At 35.4% G+C, this 24,504-nt stretch carries 21 protein-coding genes; 5 read left to right on the forward strand and 16 right to left on the reverse strand.

Annotation, left to right across the window (positions count from 1 at the left end):
* From MR053_RS07515 to MR053_RS07580, 14 genes are all read right to left on the reverse strand, one after another.
* Positions 1-1,233 carry an Nramp family divalent metal transporter gene (locus MR053_RS07515; protein ID WP_242131854.1) on the reverse strand — a complete coding sequence of 411 codons (1,233 nt, stop codon included), beginning with the start codon at positions 1,231-1,233 and terminating at the stop codon, positions 1-3.
* Positions 1,226-2,338: a DUF2891 domain-containing protein gene (locus tag MR053_RS07520; protein WP_242131855.1), complete on the reverse strand. Its 1,113-nt coding sequence runs from the start codon at positions 2,336-2,338 to the stop codon at positions 1,226-1,228. Before MR053_RS07520 ends, MR053_RS07515 begins: the two co-directional genes overlap by 8 nt.
* A gap of 340 nt (positions 2,339-2,678) precedes the next feature.
* The gene (locus tag MR053_RS07525; protein ID WP_242131856.1) at positions 2,679-3,155 is read right to left on the reverse strand and encodes a nuclear transport factor 2 family protein; all 477 of its coding nucleotides are present in this window, start codon (positions 3,153-3,155) and stop codon (positions 2,679-2,681) included.
* A 145-nt stretch (positions 3,156-3,300) separates the two neighbouring features.
* On the reverse strand, positions 3,301-4,839 hold the full coding sequence (locus tag MR053_RS07530; protein ID WP_242131857.1) for a YifB family Mg chelatase-like AAA ATPase: 1,539 nt from the start codon (positions 4,837-4,839) through the stop codon (positions 3,301-3,303).
* Positions 4,840-4,892: 53 nt separating this feature from the next.
* A complete protein-coding gene (gene ccsA, locus MR053_RS07535; protein WP_242131858.1) occupies positions 4,893-8,033 on the reverse strand; it encodes a cytochrome c biogenesis protein in 3,141 nt (1,046 codons plus the stop codon).
* An 89-nt stretch (positions 8,034-8,122) separates the two neighbouring features.
* Positions 8,123-9,628, reverse strand: a complete 1,506-nt coding sequence (nrfA, locus tag MR053_RS07540; protein WP_242132172.1) for an ammonia-forming cytochrome c nitrite reductase — start codon at positions 9,626-9,628, stop codon at positions 8,123-8,125.
* A 5-nt stretch (positions 9,629-9,633) separates the two neighbouring features.
* Positions 9,634-10,233: a cytochrome c nitrite reductase small subunit gene (nrfH, locus tag MR053_RS07545; protein WP_223550395.1), complete on the reverse strand. Its 600-nt coding sequence runs from the start codon at positions 10,231-10,233 to the stop codon at positions 9,634-9,636.
* A 70-nt stretch (positions 10,234-10,303) separates the two neighbouring features.
* Positions 10,304-11,578 (reverse strand): alginate export family protein, encoded by a 1,275-nt coding sequence (locus MR053_RS07550; RefSeq protein ID WP_242131859.1) that lies wholly within the window; start codon positions 11,576-11,578, stop codon positions 10,304-10,306.
* Positions 11,579-11,718: 140 nt separating this feature from the next.
* A complete protein-coding gene (gene dsrP / locus MR053_RS07555) occupies positions 11,719-12,936 on the reverse strand; it encodes a sulfate reduction electron transfer complex DsrMKJOP subunit DsrP (RefSeq protein WP_242131860.1) in 1,218 nt (405 codons plus the stop codon).
* Between the two features lie 10 nt (positions 12,937-12,946).
* The gene (locus MR053_RS07560; protein ID WP_242131861.1) at positions 12,947-14,026 is read right to left on the reverse strand and encodes a 4Fe-4S dicluster domain-containing protein; all 1,080 of its coding nucleotides are present in this window, start codon (positions 14,024-14,026) and stop codon (positions 12,947-12,949) included.
* Positions 14,027-14,045: 19 nt separating this feature from the next.
* Complete coding sequence (locus MR053_RS07565; RefSeq protein WP_242131862.1) at positions 14,046-14,675, reverse strand: cytochrome c3 family protein; 630 nt, start codon at positions 14,673-14,675, stop codon at positions 14,046-14,048.
* Complete coding sequence (locus tag MR053_RS07570) at positions 14,672-15,361, reverse strand: nitrate reductase cytochrome c-type subunit (protein WP_242131863.1); 690 nt, start codon at positions 15,359-15,361, stop codon at positions 14,672-14,674. Before MR053_RS07570 ends, MR053_RS07565 begins: the two co-directional genes overlap by 4 nt.
* 3 nt (positions 15,362-15,364) lie before the next feature.
* A complete protein-coding gene (locus tag MR053_RS07575) occupies positions 15,365-17,692 on the reverse strand; it encodes a molybdopterin-dependent oxidoreductase (protein ID WP_242131864.1) in 2,328 nt (775 codons plus the stop codon).
* Between the two features lie 3 nt (positions 17,693-17,695).
* Positions 17,696-17,935 (reverse strand): hypothetical protein, encoded by a 240-nt coding sequence (locus MR053_RS07580; RefSeq protein ID WP_242131865.1) that lies wholly within the window; start codon positions 17,933-17,935, stop codon positions 17,696-17,698.
* A gap of 383 nt (positions 17,936-18,318) precedes the next feature.
* Between MR053_RS07580 and MR053_RS07585 the strand changes: the two genes are divergently transcribed.
* Entirely contained in the window at positions 18,319-19,323 is a 1,005-nt protein-coding gene (locus tag MR053_RS07585) for a 2-hydroxyacid dehydrogenase (protein ID WP_242131866.1), read from the forward strand.
* A gap of 34 nt (positions 19,324-19,357) precedes the next feature.
* Here the strand turns inward: MR053_RS07585 and MR053_RS07590 are convergent, their stop codons facing one another.
* Positions 19,358-19,765, reverse strand: coding sequence for a CBS domain-containing protein (locus MR053_RS07590; protein WP_242131867.1), 408 nt, complete (start codon positions 19,763-19,765; stop codon positions 19,358-19,360).
* Positions 19,766-19,901: 136 nt separating this feature from the next.
* Between MR053_RS07590 and MR053_RS07595 the strand changes: the two genes are divergently transcribed.
* Together MR053_RS07595 and MR053_RS07600 are read left to right on the forward strand one after the other, a co-directional pair.
* The gene (locus MR053_RS07595; RefSeq protein WP_242131868.1) at positions 19,902-20,273 is read left to right on the forward strand and encodes a hypothetical protein; all 372 of its coding nucleotides are present in this window, start codon (positions 19,902-19,904) and stop codon (positions 20,271-20,273) included.
* Between the two features lies 1 nt (position 20,274).
* Positions 20,275-21,978, forward strand: coding sequence for an ABC1 kinase family protein (locus MR053_RS07600; RefSeq protein WP_242131869.1), 1,704 nt, complete (start codon positions 20,275-20,277; stop codon positions 21,976-21,978).
* Between the two features lie 147 nt (positions 21,979-22,125).
* Here the strand turns inward: MR053_RS07600 and MR053_RS07605 are convergent, their stop codons facing one another.
* Positions 22,126-22,728 (reverse strand): hypothetical protein, encoded by a 603-nt coding sequence (locus tag MR053_RS07605; protein ID WP_242131870.1) that lies wholly within the window; start codon positions 22,726-22,728, stop codon positions 22,126-22,128.
* A gap of 224 nt (positions 22,729-22,952) precedes the next feature.
* On the opposite strand from MR053_RS07605, the gene MR053_RS07610 reads away from it, so the two are divergent.
* Positions 22,953-23,723, forward strand: coding sequence for an MlaE family ABC transporter permease (locus tag MR053_RS07610; RefSeq protein WP_242131871.1), 771 nt, complete (start codon positions 22,953-22,955; stop codon positions 23,721-23,723).
* Between the two features lie 3 nt (positions 23,724-23,726).
* The gene (locus MR053_RS07615) at positions 23,727-24,503 is read left to right on the forward strand and encodes an ABC transporter ATP-binding protein (RefSeq protein WP_242131872.1); all 777 of its coding nucleotides are present in this window, start codon (positions 23,727-23,729) and stop codon (positions 24,501-24,503) included.
* Position 24,504 lies beyond the last annotated feature (1 nt).

Below are 24,504 nucleotides of genomic sequence, written 5' to 3' on the forward strand. Positions count from 1 at the left end.
TTAAAACAAACCAAACTGAAATACTTTGTTAAATACCACTAAAGATAGCAACATACTTAAGGCTAATATGGCAAAACCAAGAACATTCTGCCAAAAAGTATTTTTGTGAACACCCAAAATATGGCTCTTGTTCATCATCCAAAGCAATACTCCAATTATTACAGGCAGCAACATTCCATTAGCTACTTGGGCAAATTTAATAATTGTAATTGCCTTTATGTTTAAGGAGGAAAAGTATATCCCTAAAATTAAAACAATCATCCATACACCTCTGAACTTTTTTGAATGCATGCTACTGCTCCACCCTAAGCAACCTGTAGCAACATACGCTGCTGCTAAGGGTGCTGTTATAGCACTAGTAATCCCTGCTGCGAATAGTCCAATAGATAAAAAGTGTTTCGCAAAACTTCCAAATAATGGCTCAAGGCCTAAAGCTAAATCAGAAGCCGTTCTTATTTCAGTAGATGGCATTGAAGCTGCGGCTACGATTACAGACATAGATACCAAACCTCCTAAAACAATAGCAATGATGGTATCTTTCCTTGCATATTTTAAATCGTGGGACGTGTTCCATTTTTCTTTAACCAATGAGGCATGTAAAAACAGGTTATATGGCACTACCGTCGTACCTATTAATCCTATTACCGTTAAAAGACTGTCTTTTGGAAAATTAGGTAAAAATGTCCCTTCAAATACTTTAATCAAATTCGGTTTGGTAATGACTGCTGAAAACAAAAATGCCAAACTCATTAAAATCACCAGAAAGACCAATGACTTTTCCAGTATTTTATAATTACCAAAATACAACAAAACAAAGGCAATTACACCTACTAATAAACTTAAGGCATTAAATGAGAATATGTTGATACTAAAACTTTGGTTTCCAAAAATAGACTCTAATCCCAAAACAGCTCCAGAAATATTTCCTGCCTCGTAAGCCGCATTACCTATTACAATTGCAGATATTGTTAATAGTATTGTCAGTATTTTTAAAACAGGATTCTGTATTTCCAAACGAATAATTTCCGACAGTCCCCTCTGTGAAACAATACCCAATCTGGCAGACATTTCCTGGAGAATTATGGTAGCCAAAGTGGAAACGACCATAGCCCAGAGCAAAGCATAGCCAAAACCTACACCGGCCAAGGTACAAACGGTCACTGTACCTGGGCCAATAAAAGCAGCAGCTATTAAAGGACCTGGACCTATGTTTTTAAACCAGTTCTTAATCATTGTCCACAGCATTTAAGGCATATATTGCAAAACTTCCCAACCAATGGCCACCCTCATAACTATCACCAAAAATACTAGGCAAGGAATAGTTTATATGATGATTGGCTATATTCATTAAATGTTCATATTCCGGCAAACCTTCCGCTATTTTATATAAGCTCCATGCTCGTGAAAAATTAACTCCATCTAAATGCACCAAATGCCCATCGGTTCTATCGGAAACCAAGCCCACTTCTAAGGTGTAATTTATATCCTTTAACTCTGGTAAAAAAGTATGAAGCCATGTTTTAAATTCCTCTTTTGGCAGAATTCTTTTCATTAAAGCAGCTTCTTCCAAGCAGGGTGATAAAAAATCAGTTCCACTAGGCTCCCATGTCATGGGACAATTCTTGTCAGTTAAAAAGAAGTATTTGGCGCGTTGTGTAATAGCATTTTTTAGTGCCTTGTTATTTAAGCTCTGAGCGTAATCGTATGCAAAGGACAAACCAAATGCCGTATTAGTATGAGTTCCAACTCGTAAAGGGTAATTTAACTTGGGTAGAAATTCGATGTATTTTTCAACAAGTAAATCGGTTAAGGGTTGCAGGTTATTTTCTAATGTTCTGGCCGCTTCATCATCCCATGTATGTATTGCTTCTGCCAATTTCAACAACCATGCCCAACCGTAAGTACGCTCATAAGAACTGTTGAACGCTCCTTGGAAATAGGCCACTTCGGCTTCTATATTTTCTTTGGATAGATTATTCAACAACAGTTGTTTTATCTCCTCGGCATGATCGATATTGGGAAATTGTTTTAGCAGGCTCACCAAACTCCAATGCCCATGTACTGCCGAATGCCAATCGAAACAACCATAAAAAGCAGGATGTAAAGTGCGCGGTGGTAACAAATCTGTATCACTCCCAATAGTTTGCGACAATTTGTTTGGATATTCGGTATTGATACAGTTTAAAGGGAGTTCTGCCAAGCGATTGGCCTGTTCTAAATTTAAAACAGGAGTTTCAGCTATTTCAATTTTTGGTGTTCTTTCAATTGATTTTTCCTCTTTTTTAATAGGGTTACAGCTAAAAATTGTTAATAAGGAAATTATTAGGAGTTTATTCATTTTCTTTAAGATTGTCTACAAATATTGGCACCAATATAAGTTTTATTATCTCAAAATTGAAAAAAAAGAACTTATCTCATCCCAAACAAACTATATAAATTTATTTTGGCATAGACACTCTAGCAAATATCAAAAAACATTTTACTTTGTTATCATTGTGTTTCTTGGTAGTCTATGCAGTTGTATATAAAGTTATAACGAATATTAAGGTAGCCAAAAATACACATAGGTATTCTAACGGTAATTCGTATTGGTGCGATAATATATTGATTTTTTAGAAGTGTTTTCAGCTTCCAATATTTAGAGTATTAATTTGGCTATTACTATTTTTGTCAATCACTTAATTTTTTCGGTTTATTTGATTACAATTTACTTTTTCGACAGTATAGGCTAATGTTATGATTTTCCATTCCCCGTCTTTTTTAAATAAGGTAAAAACATCTATTCCACAATGTGAAAATTTATCGTCTATCCAAAATTCATATGGTATCCAAGCTACTGCAATTTCATTGTTGGTGGTAATGTCATAGTCCAGGGCAATTTCTTTCATATCTGGCCAGGAAGACATCGTTGGAGTAGAATCTTTAGAAAAGCGGAAGTCAATCTTGGGAAGTCCTTCGTTGTTAGATCGTCGCCTCCAAACTTGAGCATCACCCAAGATTGTAGAGCGCATTAAAATCGAATCCTTCTTTTCTATTGCTTTAAAAAACTGGTTAATCACATTTTTGATCTCCTCTTTCTCTTCTATTTTTGATTCTTGAGAAAAACCAGTAAAACAAATGGATGAATATAGTATTATAATTGATAAAATTCTCATTATTGTTTGGTTTTTGTGTTCAGTTTCTATTGCTAAACAAAGGCATAAACACAATTGGGTTTATTTCTTAATATAATAAATATCCGAAATCACATTAATTAAAATAATCTAAGCACAAAAAATGTCTTAAGAAAGGGTAAATGCATTATCCCAACCACCCTTCTCTATCCAAACTGCGGTATTGAATAGCTTCACTAATATGTGTACCACTAATAGACTCAACCCCTTCCAAATCCGCTATGGTACGGGCTACTTTTAAAATGCGATCGTAAGCTCTAGCAGATAAATTTAAACGTTCCATAGCCATTTTTAACAGTTGTTTAGAGGGGTCGTCCAAAACACAATATTTACGAATTTGTTTACTGCTCATTTGGGCATTGTAATGCACGTTATCACTTTCTTCAAAACGTTTGCTTTGAATCTCCCTAGCTGCTGTTACCCGTTTTCGAATGTCTACCGAGGTTTCTCCTCTTCTGTCTTCTGAAAGTTTTTCAAATGGAACAGGTGTTACTTCAATATGAATATCAATCCGATCCAATAAAGGACCTGAAATCTTACTCAAATACCGTTGCATTTCTGCAGGACTTGAAGTTACAGGCGCATCGGGGTCGTTAAAATAACCTCCGGGACTGGGGTTCATACTCGCTACCAACATAAAGGACGACGGATAAGTGACCGTAAACTTGGCTCTGGAAATGGTGACTTCACGATCTTCTAAAGGTTGACGCAATACTTCCAGTACACTTCTCTTAAATTCCGGGAGTTCATCCAAAAATAAGACACCATTATGCGATAGTGAAATCTCTCCTGGTTGTGGAAACGCCCCTCCTCCCACAAGTGCAACATCTGAAATCGTGTGATGCGGACTTCTAAACGGCCGTTGTGCGATCAATCCTGTATGCTCCTTAACCCTTCCAACTACAGAATGGATTTTGGTAGTTTCTAAAGCTTCATGAAGTGTCATGGGCGGCAAAATACTAGGTAAGCGCTTGGCCAACATAGTTTTCCCTGCTCCGGGAGGTCCAATTAAAATAATGTTATGTCCTCCAGCTGCTGCAATTTCCATGCATCGCTTTATACCTTCCTGTCCTTTAACATCGGCAAAATCGAATTCAGGAAATTCCAAATTTTTATAAAACTCCTCTCGAGTATTGATAATGGTTTGTTCCAATTGCTCTCCCTTATCAAAATAATCAATGACCTGTTTAATATTATCCACACCATAAACCTTTAATTCATTTACTATGGCTGCTTCTTTAGCATTTTGATTAGGTAAAATAAAATACTTAAAACCTTCCTCCCTAGCCTTTATAGCAATGGGTAATGCCCCTTTTATGGGTTGTAAACTACCATCAAGCGAAAGTTCTCCCATAATTAAATAATCTTCTAAGTATTCTGCTTGTATCTGTTTCGAAGCTGTCAAAATACCTATGGCCAAGGTAAGATCGTAAGCACTACCCTCTTTGCGCAAATCGGCTGGGGACATATTAATGATAATCTTTTTACCAGGAATTTTATAACCATTATTCTGTAAGGCTGCCGCAATACGGTAGTTGCTCTCCTTTATGGCATTATCGGGCAAGCCAACCAAATGATACCCAATACCCGTATCAACATTAACCTCTACGGTGATTGTAGTTGCATCGACACCAAAAACAGCACTTCCAAAGACTTTTTTAAGCATGACTTTAGTTTACTGTTTAAATGTAAGAAAAGTATTTTAATTTAAACTTTCTTTTATGCTAACCTGTTTTCTTTCTGCATAAAATAAGCAAGAATAGCTATTATCAACATAAATACTACCAAGACATAAACAAAGGTTGGTATGGGCAATGGATCACCAGCAGCGTAACTGTGCAATCCAGACAGATAATAATTTACCCCAAAGGAGGTCATAATTATAGACCAAAACGCAAACATACTGGCTACATTTAGAACATAATGGTTATTTAGTCTTGGAATAAAACGCAAGTGCAGAACAATGGCATAAACAATAATACTAATTAAAGCCCAAGTCTCTTTTGGATCCCATGCCCAGTAACGTCCCCATGATTCATTGGCCCATACACCGCCTAAAAAAGTACCTATGGAAAGTACAAACAAGCCTATGGTCATAGCCATCTCGTTAATGTAGCTTAGTTCCTTTATTTTTAATTCCATAACAGCTTTGTTCTTTGAGGTTTTAAAAACCATAAGCATCAGAGCCATTAATCCTAAAACAGCAGCTAAAGCTAATGGCGCATAACTACTTACTATGGTAGCAACATGTATTTTTAACCAATACGATTTTAAAACTGGCATTAAATTGGTGATTTCTGGGTTTAACCAATCTAAATAACTTACAAACAATAGTGCTCCCGAGAATAAAGTAGACAATGGTAATGAGAAATCCGATTTTCTAAAAGTAATCAAACCACAAAGGATTAGAACCCATGCTACAAAAATGAGCATTTCGTAACCATTACTCCATGGGGCATGCTGTGCTACATACCACCGCAAAAGTATATTTCCTGTAAAGCACAGAAAAGAAACCAAGGTTAAAACTATGAAAATGTTATTTATTAGTTCTATAGTTTTTTTGTTATAAAACATTTTCACAATCGACAAAACCAACAAAGTAAAACCTAAGGTAAAAAAGACCTGAAACAACCAAAAGTTTAGATTCGTCTTATTATACCACAATTCTGCTTCAATGCGTTGTGGTGTTGGTATTATATTGGCTCCTAGGACTTCTTGGTATTTTTTTATATAAACCAATTTTTCATGAGCTGCATTATAGTTTTGAGTCAATAAATCATTAAAATATACTGGGATAATATTTTTGGAAAACTTAGCATCTTCTTCCGGGAAATCTTTAAAATGGTGGATATAACTAAACCAAGTATTGTTTTCATCATTTTTATTTGGAAAAATCTTTAAATAATTTCCAGCAAATACATTATATAGAATATTAAAACGTTCATCTATTTTTAAAACTTCCTTATCAAATTCGTTGCGCTCTGCAGGTTTCTTCTTATTGGCCTCTTCAACTTCATTTCTTAATAAATAGTTACCGTCTTCGTTAAATAAGTTGGCAAAAGCTACTAAATTGTTTTTCCCTTTTGGAATGGACTCAAATAAATTTCCCGTCTTTTCAAAATCAACTTTTATAATGGGCACACGTTGCCATAATTGAGGTAACATATGCATAGCCAAAAATGTTTGGTTAGCATCAAAAATCAATTTGTCGTTTCTTACTGGATATACAAATTTTGGCTTTCTTGAGATTTTCCTAAGAAACTCTGATGCAAGAGTATTTACGGGCTTTATCCTACCATCTAAGTCTTGTACCAATAACCTTCCAAAAAAATCAGCATGGGTTTTATCTATTTCTTGGGCTTTTAAGGCCTCATCTACTTTAATTGTCAATAAATCAGGCGGCATTTGAGCCATACCGAACTGAATTGTAAAAAGCAAAATGAGTACCGTTGGAAGTTGATTCTTTTTTAACTGATTTAGTTTTTTGTTAATTAATTTAAACCTTGAGGCCTTACCAAAAAATGTAAACAACATGCCCAATGTCATTAAAAAATATCCGAAGTAAGTCACCAAAGTTCCTAATTGGTCGTGGTTTACTGATAGTACCGTACCCTTTTCGTCGGTATCATAACTTGCTTGAAAAAAACGGTATCCCCCATAATCCAAAACATTGTTCATAAAGATTCTGAACGGCTTCTTTATATTGCCATCTAAAATAGAAACTTCACTTGCATAAGCCGACGGACTGGAAGATCCAGGGTAGCGTTCTAACTGAAAGTCATTTAACTGGATTGAAAAGGGAGTTTTTATAGCTGCTGCACCGTAAGACAATATCATCTTCACACTATCAATAACTACTTCTTCGTGTATTGGTAAAAACCCTTGTCTGTATAAAATATTTACAGGTTTTTCCTTTCCATTAACCGATACATTTACAATTAGCCCATCATCCTTTGTTTCGTCGTTATCTTTTAATTTTTCTGATGTACCTGTTAACTGGAATTTACCTTTTTTATAATATGCCAAAGGCACAAACGATATGTCTCCTGCCCGATATAGAATTCTTAAGGTTATGGCTTGTAAACTGTCTTTTTTTATTTTTCCAGCTTTTTGTGAAGCCATAATAAAGAAATCCAGATCATAAGGAGTTTTTATACTTAGTGCCCCCTCTTGTTCTATAATATTTATGATGTCTTCCTTATTGGAGTTAAAACCAATTTCATACTGTTTACCAATTTTTTCTATTTCTCCCTTTTTAAGATATACCGTGTTTCTTCCATGACCTGTAGTAACAACCATTTCTAATAGTGGTTCGCCTTCATTTTGATCTTCCACAACTTCTGGGATGGCATCGGCAATATAATTATTATAAGATATGTTTACCGGTTTTCCTTTTATGGTTGTGTTTAGCACAAAACGATTATCTCTTATAGGTGAAAAGCTTAATTTTTTATTAATCTTTTTCGATACTTCACCATCAATTAGGGTGACATTTAAAAAATTGGCGTCTGAAATTATAATATTTGATGAAGCACCTTCCCTAATACGCATGATACCACTATATGATGTATACCTGGTTATAGCCGCACCTAAAACAATAACTATAAAAGCCAAATGAAATAGCAGAACGGACCATTTTTCCTTTCTCAATAATCTATACTTAAAAATGTTGGCTATAAAAGTTAGTGCCAATCCCAGCATAACCAACTCAAACCACCAAGCATCATATATGGTAACCCAAGCAGTTTGGGTTCCAAAATCGTTTTCTATAAAAGTGGCTGTTGCCATAGCTATAGCAAATATCAATAATAGCAACAGAGCTAGACTAGACGATGATAAAAATTTGTACATATTCTGCATAAAAGCGATTTTAAAAAGAAGATAGCTTTTAATGACTATAAAAATCTTAAAAGCTATCCTTAATAAACACTAAATTAATCTTGAAAAGTCTATTTTGTATTCATTGAGACTTTTTTAGAACCATAAGTAGCTTCACGCTTTTTTGCCGCTTCCAACCATTGTGGTACTAATGTCTTTTTAAACTCTGCCTTATCGGTTTCCATTTTTTCAGCATCCAACCCTATATAGGCTTGCGCTTTTTCCTTTGTAGATATATCTGGCATTTCAACAGGTTTGTTATGTCCTAATTCAGCCAATAAGCGTGCAAGCTTAACACGTCCTTCGGTAGCTTTATCTAAACCACTAGCTAATACCCTACCTGTTTCAACAGGTGAATGGAAAGATGCACCATGCGCAGCAGCAGCATAATCCCAACGCCATTGTGCATGACGTATATCCATTAAGATATCCTTCATTTGCTCTTCTGTTGCACCTAAATCCCAACATTTTTTTGCCTCTACATGCATTCTCACCAAGGCATCTTCTAACTTAAGCCTACTCTCGGTAGATTTTTGCTGACGCTCAAAAACATTTAGTTTTAGCTTATCGGCATCTTCCCTATGGCATACTTGACAAGCGTTGGCTACATTGTTTAAAGGCGATTGAATGTGGTGATCTGTAAACTTCTGACCTCCTTCACTCTTGTAAGGCATATGGCAATCGGCACAAGATACACCTCTATCGGCATGAACCCCTGTTAAATAGGTTTCATAGCCTGGATGCTGTGCTTTTAACATTGGGGCTCGGCTTAGTTTATGTGTCCAATCTTTAAAGTTTAATTCATCATAATATTTTTCCATAGCTTCCACAGACATACCATCCTTCCAAGGAAACTTTAAATAAGGTATCCCCTCTTTTCCGGGCAGGTTTTTATCAAAATAATATTCCACATGGCATTGCGCACATACCAAAGAACGCATTTCTTGGTGTGTAGCTTGATTAATATCCTTACCCATAGCCTCAAAAGCTTCAACCAAAGCAGGACGCGAAATAGTTAGTTTCATGGTCTTAGAGTCATGGCAATCGGCACAACCTATTGGATTAACAACCTCTTCGCCTTTATCTGCCCATTTGCCTTTGTAAAACTCCGCAATACCTTGTTCGTTCATTAAACGTGGCACATCTGGACTCTTGCATGTCCAACAGGTTGCTGGCATAGGCCCGTCTCCTTTTCCTTTAGGTGCTCCAGTTCTTAATGTATTCCTTAAGTCTTCAACTGCATATTGGTGTCCCCTACCCTGATTATAGTCTTTAGAAAATCCATAACCCGCCCATAGCACTACTAACCGAGAGTCTTCATCCAACATATCCCGCATGGCAGAGCCACCCTGAAATGAGACAAACGATGTGTCGGTAGTCTGTAAAAACGATTGATATTCAGCCGGGAAGTTTTTTCCCCATTCATCATTTCGAGGTTCATTTTCAGACAATTCTACCTGAGGCACATATTTAAATTTAGCTTCATTTTTCCTGTTAAGAATACTTGAGGCCAATAAGCCTAGTAGAAACACAACTATTGCTGTAACAATGAATAGTATTTTATTTTTCATCTTGATAAAGTTTATTTGTCTTCTATTTGTTTTTGTAACCAATCTGGAATAACCAACTCTTCTACATCGGTTGGAATGGGTGCAATATTATTTTTAATTGTTGATATACCGTGAACCGTACCATGTGGCACTTCCTGATGGCAACTCCAACATTTTCTTTCAGTTCTGTTTTTAGAGTGATCATCAATCCAACCAACATACTTGGTTTGAGTGACTTGTTGTACATGGCATCGAATACAATTGTCCTGGACGACCTCTTCTGATTCTTCACGCATAAACATAACTTCAGGTTCTGCCCTTAACGTAAATACAGAGGCGTGTAATAACCCATCCTTCGCTTTAAAATAGTATTTATTAAATATATTATTTTGAGGTACATGACAATCATTGCATTTAGCCCACTCCCTATGTGAACTATGCATCCAACTATTATATACTGGTGTCATAACATGGCAATTAACACAGGCTTGAGGGTTATCGGACATATATGATATGACCGAAGCTTCTTTTGCCATAAAAAAACCTAATCCTGTAATAATAGCAATTAAAAATACAGCTGTAGGTCTCCATCTCGATCTCTTATCTGGTAATATGTTTTTTCGAAGATTCACTAGTGTTTTATTATTCAGGTAAAAATATTTTATTTTCTATAAACTGCACTATATTTTAACCCATTTATTGTTAGTTAATTAATTTTGGTTTTATCACCAACATAACCCAAGCCCAGTTTTGACCATTAGCAGTATTACTTTCTGAAATACCTTTTAACTCATACATGCCGTCTGCAGGGAATAAATGTGAATACCCCATAGCTAGGCTATAACCTTTAAATGCTTTCTTATAAACTAAATCAATTTCGGTTCCTAATGCCTTTTCTCCACTTGGCAGCTCTTGTTCCCCACTAAAATTAAGGACTTTTATCATAAGGCTAGATTTGTCTCCCAATTTAAAATTGGCACTGGCATGGATATCTATCAATCCAATAGAATTGGCATGGTTGCCCACATAAAAGTAATCCATAAAGCCATTAAACTTATGGTTAGTGCCATACAAAGGGAAGAAGGCCCCAGTTTCACCAGCATTGGCGTCATTGCCACTAATCATTTCTATTCCTGCTCCTAAGTCTACTTTATCAGAAGCTTTATAGGTCAAGTCCAATCCCAATAAATAAGCCCCTTTAGCATTTATCTCGTTTTGGTGTTTGCCTGTTTGAAGGAAAGCATTTGCCGCTAGACCAATTTTACCTTCCTTGTATTCTAAATGGGTGCCTAAAGTTTGTAAATTGCTAACACCATTTGGGCTGTTATCATCGTTGAACTCTTGAAACCCGTTGTTAAGCAACAGTAAACTTCCCGAAAATTGCTCCCAAGCTTGCTTTAAATACAACATTTGCATGGTTTTATATGAGAAAAATCCTGTTGTGTCATAACCTGTTCCTGTTGAGACGAAACCTGTTGGATGTGAATAATCTTGATTGAAAGCTAAAGCAAAATCTAATAAGAATTTATCCTTTTTATACTTTATCAAAGCTGCATCATGATTTCGCCCTTGTTGCGCCCAATCCAATCCGCCAAGAATACGTTGATCGTCATATGACAACACTTGTCGTCCTACTTTTGTAGACCACCCTGAGCCCAAGTTAAGTTCTGCCCAAGCTTGGAATATTGCAAAGGAATTATTTTGATCGTATGGTAAAATCTGTCTGTTTTCGCCCCATACCATTACATCTTGTAAACTTAAATAAAAGGTATAGTAATCTGTATTAAAGCCTGCATTTAAACGCGCCCTTGTAGAAATACCAAATCCTGCATCAAGACCATCAGCAATTAAATTACCAAACCCATGACGGTATTCTGTTCTTGGCCTAAATTCTGCATCTAATGTAAACTGAGCCTGCGTAAACTGTGCCATTATTAATGTGGATGCAATAAGTAAGTATTGTTTTTTTATCATCATTTTTATTATTTTTTTATCTATAGTTCTAACTTAATTAATTTTATTTTAGTCCGAGCAAAATTAAAAGTAACCATTAATCTGTTACATGATAAATCTCATGAAATTTAAGAAAATAAGGTTCTTGTGAAAAATGCAAATGGTTAATTCTTATATCTAAGTTTTCCAGTTTCTATACTTATCGCTGTTTTAGCCAAAATAGTAAATACGAAAGCGCCCAACGCCCAAATGCCTAAGGTTACACCTATTTCAATACCCGTTGGCAAGTATTCAGCAATTTTTCCATAAGGTCCAGGAATAAAACCGGGTACAATTAAACCAAAACCCTTTTCTATCCATATAGCTATAAACAAAATAAAACAAGAAAAGAATAACACTTTAAAATTATTACGCAATTTATGGAATGTTAATAAAACCGTAGCCAACACATTTAAAGGAATGGCCGTCCAAATCCAAGGTAAAAGAGCATCCTTACCGTGTAATCCAAAAAATAGGTAATAGGCACTTTCACTATGATGTGTTGGAGCATAAAATTCTTTAAATAATTCAGAAATGAGCATGATAAGATTAATCTGAGCTGCTACAGTAACTACCATAGCAATCTTCTTAATGGTTTTATCTTCAACCTTAAAAGAAGTGTAGGTACGTATTACAGCCAATACCAAAATAATTAGTGCTGGACCTGCAGCAAATGCGGATGCCAAAAAACGAGGTCCCAATAATGCATTGTTCCAAAACGGTCTGGCCTGTAATCCTTGATATAAAAATGCAGTCACTAAATGGATAGCCACAGCCCAAAACACCGAGATAAATGCTCCAGGCACATAAACACTGGATTTAGATTCCTTACCTTGATAATGCCTAAACAAAATGTAAAATGGTATGGTAATGTTTATAAACAAATATCCGTTAAGAACAATTACGTCCCAGGTTAGCATGGAGTTAGGAAAATTAAAAACCCCTATACCAGGTATCATATGCCATAATACCGAAGGTCCTCCCATATCTGCAATAACAAATGCTAAGCACATTATTAATGCGGCCACAGCCAATCCCTCACCAATTAAAACTGCTTGCTTGAAGTCAATATCCTTAAGAACATAAGTAGGCATAACCAACATTACAGCCGCAGCTGCAACTCCAACCAAAAATGTAAAGTTTGAAATATACAAACCCCAACTTACTCGATCTGTCATTCCAGTAACACTCAAACCATGCTCCAATTGAATGGAATAACAATACATCCCTATTAACATCATTAAGGTTAAAAAACCCATCCATAAATGGTATTTTTTAGACCCGCGTGTAGTAACATCTAAACTATCCTTTACTAAACTTTTAAAAACTTTAAGTCTCCCCATGATATGTATTTTAATCCATGAAATACCAAAACTTAGGTTCAGTGCCCAAGTCCTCCTTTAATCTAAACACTTTCTTATTTTCAAGTACCCAACGTATTGTACTGTTAGGATCTAATAAATTACCGAAAATTCGTGCTCCTGTAGGACAGGCTTCTACACAAGCTGGATTTTTACCAACTCTAGAACGTTGGACACAAAAAGTACATTTTTCCATAACACCCTTTTTACGCATGCGGTTTCCTAGATAATGCTGATTTTTGTTGATTTCTTCCTCGGGTACTTCGGGCTTACTCCAGTTAAATCGACGCCCATCGTAAGGGCAAGCCGCCATACAGTAACGGCAGCCCACACACCAATCGTAATCCACAACCACCAAACCATCATCCTCACGCCACGTAGCCTGTACTGGGCATACCTCCACACAAGGTGGATTATCACAATGGAAACATTGGGTCCCCATATAAAAATGCCCTTCGGCAGGTACTTCATGATAATAATTATCGTCAGCTTCATTAAAGTTAAAGCCCTTTCCATCTTTCATTTCATGGATGCGTATATACTGCATTTGCGAATTTCTGTCCTGATTGTTCTCTTCAACACAGGCACTCACACAATCCATATAGCCCTGACATTTTGAAATATTGAAGGCATAGCCAAACAATACATCCTTTTCAGCGTTTTTAGACGACATGTTTAAGGTCTTTCCTGTGCGCAATTGGTATGAACGCACCAAACGATCTACCGTGGCTTTCTTTTCATCATCACTCATCAATTTATAATTACCTTTAAACTGTTCTTCCCAGTCTATTTGCGCCTTTTCCTTACTTTCATCACCTGCTATAATGCTACATGAGGTACTTACCGCACCAGCCCCTATGGCCAAGCTTGCTGCTAACTGCTTAAAAGCTGTGCGTCTGCTCATCTTTACGTCAAAAACTTGCTCAAAACCATCTTTGGTACGCTCATCCTTATTTGGTGTCGGATTATGCGAACCACAGCCATCCGATGATTTTCCACAGCCACAGGATGTTCCATTTGGTTTGTTATTGCTTAGGTTTAATGAAAACCATTTCTTTTTGTTGCTACCCATACATTTATTTTTAGTAGAACTATTCTCTTTCCTTTACTTTTTGCGTGTTAAAACGTACCGGCCAACGCGATTCAAAATGCGGTTGGTGCGGATTGTGGCAGTTTACACAGGTCATCGATAACCGAGGCGGTACCCAACCACCAATACGCTTACCGTGTGCGCCACCTTTCCAATCTTCAAAAGGTTTTGAATGGCATTGACTGCACAATTGGTAACTTTTATTAAAATCTATAGTGTTTCCCGTAATACTTATTAAATCGTTCATGTTATTGGTATTATGACAGGTCACACAGTTCATAGTATTGTCGTTAGCATGATCTAAATCGATATCCCAATGGGCCTTTTTAACATCATGACTTTGCATTTCGTACAATGGCTTGGTATGGCACTCTGTACAGGCATACGATTTTATCTGACTTTTACGTTCGGGTATTAAAAACATATGTTCTCCTTCAGTAATTTGTATGGTTTTAATATCTCCTATATGGTCTTCAGATGATACTGTCACGCCCAGATAATGTTTGCTTTCTGCTTCTATTTTATCATTAATGCTATGGTATTCACCTTCCCCATGTTTACAGGAGGTAAGCACCATCATAAAAAACACAAAACCTAATATGATGTATAATCTTTTGTAAATATGTTTCATTGTATTGATTGTCTTTTAAAAACACCTATATCAGTAGTTTCCTTATTGTTTAGGACATGGCATTGCCTACAGTTAATGCGTTCTGGATGAGTTACCCTAATTTCTTTTGGTGCACTTGGTCCGGCATGACAGGACAAACAGTTTTCATGCATTTCTATTTGATGTGGTATAACTGGGGGACTTCCCTGTAATGCATTATTTACCCCTACCTCTGGCACAGTAATTTTTGGAAAATTAGTACCCTTAAATAAAGTTTCTGTATGCTGTGGTACGTGGCATTGTCTACAATTCTCCATTTCGGGATGTGGTGTTACCGGGGCATAAGCATTAAATTTTTCTGTAAAACCCCCATTATGATGGCATTGCAAACAGGTATTTCCTCCCATACTAAGTTCATTTTTTACGGGATGCGGAATAGTAGGGGGTGCGCCATGGTAAGCCCTGTTTTTATAATAGGTTTTTAACGTACGTTCATGGTTTTTGTCTATTGGCATATTACTGTAATCCAAAGCGAACTCAGAACGTCGGAATACTCCAGTTTCAGAAGGAATTACAGGTGTTGAACTAGTGTTTTCCATAGGAATATAAGCTTCTTCCCGTCCTGTTTGATAACTAAAACTCCATATTGTTATAAAAGCAATAAATAGAATAACAAATAGTGATATGATACCTAATCGCTTTCTCATAACTTATGCTTTTTCAACTTTTACGGCACATTTTTTATAATCTGGCTCTTTAGAAATAGGACAGAATGAGTCTAACGTAATGTCATTAATAAGCATATTTTCATCAAAAAACGGAACAAATACCTGCATTGGTGCAGGAACTCCTCTTTGGTTAATAGCTGCCGGCAGAACAATTTCTCCACGTCTGGTAGTTAATTTGACCATATCACCAGTTTTTATTTGCATACGCTTAGCATCATTTGGATTTAATTCTACATAACTATGCGGCATGGCCTTATGCAATACTGGTATTCTACGTGTCATTGACCCCGTATGCCAATGTTCAACCACACGGCCAGTATTTAACCAGAATGGATACTCATTATCCGGTTCCTCAGCAGCTGGCTCATAAGGGCGCTGCCATATTACGGCCTTACCATCTGGCTTACCATAAAAATGAAAATCTTCCCCGTTACTACAAGCAGGATCATATTGTGCATTAAAACGCCACTGTGTTGATTTACCATCGACATAAGGCCACAAGACTCCCGATTCTTTTTTAAGAACTTCCAACGGAGCCATATTGTGTTTTTTATTGTCATGATGACGACGGTATTCATTATATATTTCTTCTATATGAGTTTCTTTTTTGTAATAAAATTGTTTTTTGTAACCCAATCGCCTTGCGACTTCTATAAGTTGCCAGGTATCACTCATGGCCTCTCCCGGCGGCTCTACCATCTGTTCAAAGTACTGGGTTCTACGCTCAGAGTTACCATACATTCCCTCTCGTTCTACCCACATGGCTGATGGTAAAATAACATCGGCAATATCGGTGGTTGGTGTCGGGTAAATGTCTGAAACTACTATAAAACGCCCCTCTTTTTTAGCACCATCCCTATAACGTTTCAATTTTGGCATAGTCACCATAGGATTAGTCACCTGTATCCACATAAAGCGAATATCACCCCTATCCAAGGCTCTAAACATTTCTACAGTATGATAGGTTGGTTTAGGGTCTATGTTTTCAACGGGAACATCCCATATTTTAGCAGCAAAATCCCGATGTTCTTTGTTCATCACTACACCATGTGGCAGCTTATGGGTTAGTGTACCCACTTCCCTTACAGTACCACAGGCACTGGGCTGTCCCGTTAATGAAAACGGACTATTCCCTGGTGTAGAAATTTTTCCGGTTAATAAGTGAATGTTATATACCAAATTATTTATCCAAGTACCGCGCGAATGTTGATTCATGCCCATACACCATAATGACATAATTTTTTTATTAGGATCACCGTAGTAAGCCGCCATATATTTTATGTCTTTAGCAGATACTCCTGAAATTTTTTCAACTTTCTCAGGTGAGTAATCCGCTAAAAAGCTCTTGTATTCTTCAAAGCTTATTTTTTCAGGTTTATCTGTAAACTTATAGTTATCTTCCAAACCATAACCCATATTGGTCAACCCTTTACTAAAGTTACAGTGTTTTTCCACAAACGATTTGTTAACCCATCCATTCTTAATAATCTCATAACAAATAGCATTGGCTACTGCCAAATCGGTTTGCGGTTTGAACAAAATAGATTTATCTGCTGCCATGCTGGTGCGGGTGGTACGGGTAGCAAAATCTATAATTTTAACATCACGCTTTAAACGCTGATCCAGTAATCTTGAAAATAATACCGGGTGCATTTCGGCCATATTATTCCCCCACAACACAAATACATCAGCGTGGTCGATATCTTCATAGCAGCCCATTGGTTCATCTATACCAAAGGAAGTTAAAAAGCCTGTCACCGCACTAGCCATGCACAGGCGGGCATTAGCCTCAACATTATTAGTGCCAATACAACCTTTAAACAATTTTGAAGCCACATAACCATCTGGAATAGTCCACTGACCAGATCCATAAATAGACACCGCATCTTTACCATGATTTATTATGGTATCCTTCATTTTTGAAGCGATCAAATCCAATGCCTCTTCCATTGAAGTTTCTACATAAGTTCCATTTTTCTTAACCAATGGCATGGTTAAACGATCTTTACCATACATGGCCATAACAGAATGATACCCCTTAACACAGCAAAGCCCTTTGTTTACTGATGAATTTGGGTCGCCCTTTACAGCAACAGCTTTACCATTTTCAATGCCTACCAAGACACCACAGCCAACGCCACAAAAACGGCAGGGTGCTTTTTTCCAATCTAAATTACCGCCTTCAGGTAATCCTTCTTTTTGTTCGGATGCAAAGATGATACCTGGAAACATGCTAGCAGCAGCCGTCATTGCCGACATTACTGCCATTTTTTTAATGAAACTTCTTCTACTGGTCAAAGAGGTGTACATATTTTATTTGTTTTTTGGTGTATTAAATCCTGATACCATAGCTAGTAACTTTAAACTATCTATGGCTTCAATTTGTTCTTTTAAAATTTCGTCTTGAATTTTACCTTCTGTATCTGTTACTACTATTAGAAGATCTTTATTTTCGGCAGGGATAACTTCACAGTTTTCCAACGAAGACAAGGCTTCAATAAGCTCTTGTTTTTTACCTTCATGCGAATGTGCTAGATAACTTTTAATGGGCATTTAATTTTATTTTAAATTAAGACAAAAATATCTTTTTATAAAATTTAAGAATATGACATTTATCAGTAAAATAAACTTATATAAAATTACTAAGATTATAGAAAAAGATTGTCTTTGCAAAACATACATTTATTTAAACCATAAAATTAGCAGTGTCTCTTACATTAAATATTACCAATAATCAAACACACTTACATATCTGATTTATATCATTGTTGATCTTGGTTCAATAAAATAACTTTATCTGTAATGCGCAAAGATTATCAAGACATAAAACTATTATTTAAACATCAAAAAAAATCAATAAGTGCTTACAGAATTAGCCTTTGTACATCAATCCAACAAACAAAGGATGGAGAAATTATCTATAAATATCAATTGAAATGAAAATCCTCAATTACAGCACTAAAGCATTTGAAGTTCCTTATTTGGAAAAAGCCAATAATAGAAAACACAAACTCACTTTCATTGATGATGCATTAACTACAGATACAGCAATGAAAGCCATAGGTTACCAAGCCGTTTCTTTATTTGCTTCGGATAATGCTTCTAATATAGTTTTAGAAAAACTCAAGGATTTTGGCATAAAATACATTACACTTAGATCGGTTGGTTATGACAATGTTAACCTGTCTACTGCATATAAACTAAACTTAAAGGTGGCCAATGTTCCTTCCTTTTCACCCAATGCTATTGCTGAACATGCCGTTACGCTCTTATTGGCATTAAATAGAAAATTAATTCTTTCCAATGAACGAGTAAAAAAATTTAATTTTGATTTAAACAATTTAACGGGTTTCGATTTAAACAATAAAATGGTTGGCATAATAGGTACTGGTAAAATAGGTTCTGTTATGACCAAAATTATGCATGGTTTTGGCTGTAACTTATTAGGTTTTGATGCTGCTCCCAATACGTCATTAACAAGTCAATATCATTTAAAATACGTTTCACTTGAAACATTGTGCAAAGCATCTGATATCATCTCTATCCATTTGCCCTTAAACACAGATACACATCATCTAATTGATAAAAAAATTATTAGTTTAATGAAGCCAAATTGTATAATTATAAATACGGCAAGAGGGGCTATCATTAATACTTTAGATGTTATTGAGGCATTGGTAAACAAAAATATCTCAGGATTGGGCATGGATGTTTATGAGCACGAAAGGAAAGTATTTTTTAAAGATAGTTCTTTAGATATTCCAAAAGACGACTTGCTCATAAAATTAAACGCCCTACCCCATGTTCTTCTTTCCGGACATCAGGCTTTTTTAACAGATGAAGCCCTTAACAATATAGCAGAAACTACCATTTATAATTTGGATTGTTGGAGCAACAATATATCCTCTGAAAATGAGCTCACTTATAATTTAATAGAGTAAACATAATAATAAAAACTTCTTAAGGACTAAAACCTTACAAGGCTTTATTGAGATAATAATTTATAATATCTGCAGTTGAAACAATACCCACCAACTTATCATCTTCTAGAATAGGGACAGCATGATAGTATTGTGTAGATAAAACTTTTGCTACATCCTCTACACTTGACTTGGTTGTTAGATAAAATGGTTTTTGTGTCATAATATCCTTTACTTTTAGCTTTTTATAAACTTCGTGATCGTCATTCATTCCTGCTCCTACAATATTATACATGAAATCTACCAAACTAACCATACCAACTAATCTTTCATTTTCCAAAACAGGTATGTGGTGATGCCATTTTTTTTTCTCGTAAATATGCTTGACGTCCAAAAGGTTTTGTTCCGGGGAAACAAAAACCACTTTTTTAGTCATTACTGGTATTATAGAATTGGATTTCATCTGTTTGTATTTAATATTTCCGTGGTTAACAACTTAAAATTAAAACATTAGACTCCTTCCTAAAATGATTAAAATCATATTAAATGATCTTATTTGTTAATACATTTAGTATTGATAAAAATTAAACCATAAACTCATGAAAACTAAAACAATAATAGAGTTGCTCACCCTAAGTTCCAGCATTTATGTTTTAGCAAGAGACACCAAACTTTTGGATAGAATAAATGAACTATCAGAAAAAGGAAAAGATAATATTAATAAAGCCATGGCCGAATCAAGATTAGACGAAAATGGTAACGAACTAGAGTTCTTGGATAAGGTTATTTTAAAAACAAATGAGCTCAAAGAAGAACTCTATGAAAAAATAGAAGGATTGATCGTCAAATTTTATAAAAAAATAAACGTGGCCCATGCCGATGACATCAAGTCATTACATGAGAAAATTGAAAAACTGGATAATACTGTTGCCTTATTGGAGGCCAGACTCAATAAATTGGAAACTAAATAATATGGGAGTTGTAATTGACATCGTAAAAAAATTTAAATCCATCTCCAGATATAACCAAATTCTAAAGGTCTTGATAAAATATGGCTTTGAAGATTTGGTTCAGTATATGGAAGAAAACAAACATTATACCTTTGTTCAAAAATTAATTCCCAATACCACAAAAAAACGAGTTGCCAAGTATAGTAAATGGGCCAAAATGAGACTGGTCTGTGAAGAACTAGGTCCCACTTTTGTTAAGTTTGGCCAAATATTGAGTAATAGACCAGATTTAGTACCGCTGGCATTAACCCTAGAATTAGAAAAGCTTCAAGATAATGTTCCTCCAATGTCTGAAGGCATGGCCAAAACAGTTGTTGAAACTGAACTTAAAGATACGGTTGAAAACCTCTTTGCCTGGTTTGAACCGCAACCCTTTGCCTCTGCATCTATGGCACAAGTACACAAAGTAACCCTTCACTCAGGTAAACGGGTTGCCTTAAAAATACAACATGCTGGCATTTATGATGTAATTGTCGAAGATATAAAGGTCATGTACAAAATAGCCCATGTATTAGAGAAAAAAATACCCTCTTTAAAAAGTTTCGATCCTGTAGGATTGGTTAAGCATTTTGAGGCTTCAATATTAAAAGAACTCGATTTTATAAATGAATCTGTTAACGTTCAGCGGTTTTACAATAACTTGGTCAACGACCACTCTTTAGAACAGTTTGCCAAGGCCCCCAAAGTATACCAAGAGTACACAACAACAAAAGTTTTAGCCTTGGAGTTTGTTTCAGGAACTAAAATAGATAGAATAGAAAAATTAAAGTCTAAAAACATTGACACCAAAATTATTGCCCGTAGGCTATCGATAAGTTATTTTAAACAGATTTTTGAATATGGGTTCTTTCATGCAGACCCCCACCCCGGGAACTTACTGGTGCTCCCTAACAACCATATTTGCTATTTGGACTTTGGAATGATGGGAAGCATGCTGCCTAGAGATATTTTAATTTTTGGAAAGCTGTTTATTGCCATCAACAATAAAGATGTAAAAAAAATAATTAGGACTTTACAGCAGCTTTCAAATAATGCTCCCATTTTAAACAGGAGAGATTTAGAATTTGATATTAACGAATTTGTTGAAAAATATTATGTCCGAGATGTCCATAAAAATGAAATGAGCACTATTCTATTAGAACTAAAAGATATCATCATCGCCCATGGTTTAAAAGTACCTACTTACTTCTTCCTTTTTGCAAGATCACTAATTACCATTGAAGGTGTTATTGAAAAACTCGATCCCAGCTTAGAACAATTTGAAATTGTAAGACCCTATTTAAAAAGTAGCGCCACAAAAACATACAACCCTATATTAATGGGCAAGAAAATTGTTAACTCAATCGTAGAGCTAACGGATTACATGGATGAATTCCCCCTAGACTTGAAGAATGCAATACGGAAAATTAATTCTGGACAGATAAAGGTTGATTTAACCCATAAGGGTATAGACCCAATGGTACATACCCTTCAAAGAATAACAAAACAATTAATTGCTGCATTTATCATGGTAGCTCTTATTGTTGGAGCTACCCTCTTTATCATTTTCAAAATCACTCCACTTTTAAATGGTATCTCTGTATTGGGTATTTTAAGTTTTGCCTCTGCTGTAATTATAGGTTTTGGAATGGTCTCCAATATCAAAAAAGGTGATTATGACTATTAGTTACATTCATTTTAACAATGAACTAAACAATAAGTTTAATTATTATTTAAAACAGAGCAAGGGATTCCAAAAAGTTGCTTAGAAGATTATCTTATTGTGGAATCCCTTCGTGTATTTAGGATGGTATTTTAGGTTTCCTTATTTAGTTCAAGGTTTGGAAAATGCATTTTTAAAATGTCCATAGGCTTCAGATATTTCATTTAGGAAATGCTCTAGTCTGGTTTCTTCTTTTTTCCTAGCATATTTACCCTTAAATTTATCTATAAAACTATTGAACTCATTTTTACCCCGTTCAAATGATTCATTGGCTGCTCTTTTGTCTTTTTTAAACTTTTGCTCTAAGATCTCCAACTGAATTTTAAATTGTTCTATTTCAATAAGTGTTAGCGCATACATTCTATTTAACGTCTCATTAGTCTTTATTTTTACTTCAATATCATGCAACGTGGTTAACAATTGCTTTTTTTGTTTTTTAAAAACCTCTCTTGTTTCTGCTTTTCCCAAGGCCAATTGTACACGAAGTTCATCAAATTTGGTATGTAGTTCTTCTATTTTTTCTCTAATGCCTTTAATTTTAAATTCACTATTGTGAAGAAATAGGTTAAATTTCTTCTTTACTTCTTCGTACTTATCTTGAGCTTCTGCCTTTCCTAAAGCAGATTTGACTTGAAATTCTTCTAATTCTATAGCCGATTTTCTAAGGGCTCTAATTATTTTTTCAACAAATTGAATATCTTCTTTATTTTTCATGATGGATTGAATTTATAATACTATTAAATATCCTAACAATAATGAGCTTGTACAATGACGAGCATCAGTTTTGCCTATTGAAAACTAAAAATTATAATTACTTCTAGCACATAATGTATAATATATCTCTACAGTTTTATAGTAAACCATGAGGAACCAAATGATTTTAATCATTTTATATGTAGGAGTGATATTATAAATTTAAATATTTGAAAAAACGTAATATGCTGAAATTAATTCAAATAGAAGCGTTCTTTGTTGAAATTGGCGAACTCACAAATTTTGCCAGAAGGTTTTTTAAAGAACTTATTAAAAAGCCCTTTGAATTTAATGAGTTTTTAAAACAATGTTACAATGTTGGAAACCGATCTTTTCTATTAGTTGGTATTACCGCTTTTATAATAGGTCTTGTAATTACATTACAGACAAGACCAACTCTTGAGGAGTTTGGGGCTGAATCATGGATGCCCTCTATGGTTAGCATATCGATTGTTAGGGAAATTGGCCCTGTAATTATTGCACTAACATTTGCTGGTCGAATTGCTTCTGGAATAGGTGCCGAATTAGGCTCTATGCGTGTGACAGAACAAATTGATGCCATGGAAGTCTCTGGAACTAACCCTTTTAATTTCCTCGTGGTTACTAGGGTGCTTGCTACTACATTTATGCTTCCTATATTAGTAATAATAGGTGACGGCATTGCTCTTTATGGCTCTTATTTAGTAGAAAATCTAAAAGGCGATGTTTCCTTTCCGCTTTACTTTACCAAAGTTTTTAATGCTCTAAGGTTTGGTGATATAATTCCTGCTACTTTAAAGACTTATTTTTTTGGATTTGCCATTGGTTTGGTAGGGTGTTTTAAAGGTTATCATTGTGATAAAGGAACCGTAGGGGTTGGTTTGGCGGCAAATTCTGCAGTAGTATTCTCATCCATGCTTTTGTTTATCATAGACTTTATAGCAGTTTTTGTAACAGACATATTTTTTGAAATTTAAAAAATGACTCTAACACAAAACATACAAGAACGAAAAGCTTTAAACTTCAAAAAGCCTATAATCGAAATTAAAAATTTAAAAAAGGCATTTGGCAATCACATTGTTTTAAATGGATTTAACTTGTTACTTTTTGAAGGTGAAAACCTTGTAATAATGGGCAAGTCTGGCTCAGGAAAGTCAGTGATGATAAAATGTTTGGTAGGGTTAATGGAACCTGACTCTGGCAGTGTTAAAATAATGGACAAGGATATAGCTACTCTGGATCAAGTAGATTTAGACGAATTACGTACCGAAATTGGTTTTCTATTTCAAGGAAGCGCACTTTACGATTCCATGACTGTAAGAGAAAATTTAGAATTTCCTTTAAGACGACATAAACATAAGTTTGGTAAAATAACCGACGCAAAACAACTCGTAACTGAAGTCCTAGAAAGTGTAGGTTTGGCCCATACCATAGACCTAATGCCAGCTGAACTTTCTGGCGGTATGCAACGACGAATCGCATTAGCGAGAGCTTTAATATTGAAACCTAAAATCATTCTGTACGACGAACCAACTAGCGGTCTGGATCCAATAACTGCTAAAGAAATTATTGAACTCATGAGACGTGTGCAGCAGCAATACAAAACATCGTCCCTTATAATAACTCATGATGTGGATTGTGCCCGGGTCGTTTCGGAACGTATGATTTTATTAATTGATGGCATTAACTATGCCGAGGGAACTTTTGACGTATTAAAAAAATCAAAAGATGCCAAGGTAAAAGCATTCTTTAAATAAA

Origin of the sequence: Aestuariivivens marinum, from assembly GCF_022662175.1 — a bacterium.
Taxonomy (GTDB): domain Bacteria; phylum Bacteroidota; class Bacteroidia; order Flavobacteriales; family Flavobacteriaceae; genus Aestuariivivens; species Aestuariivivens marinum.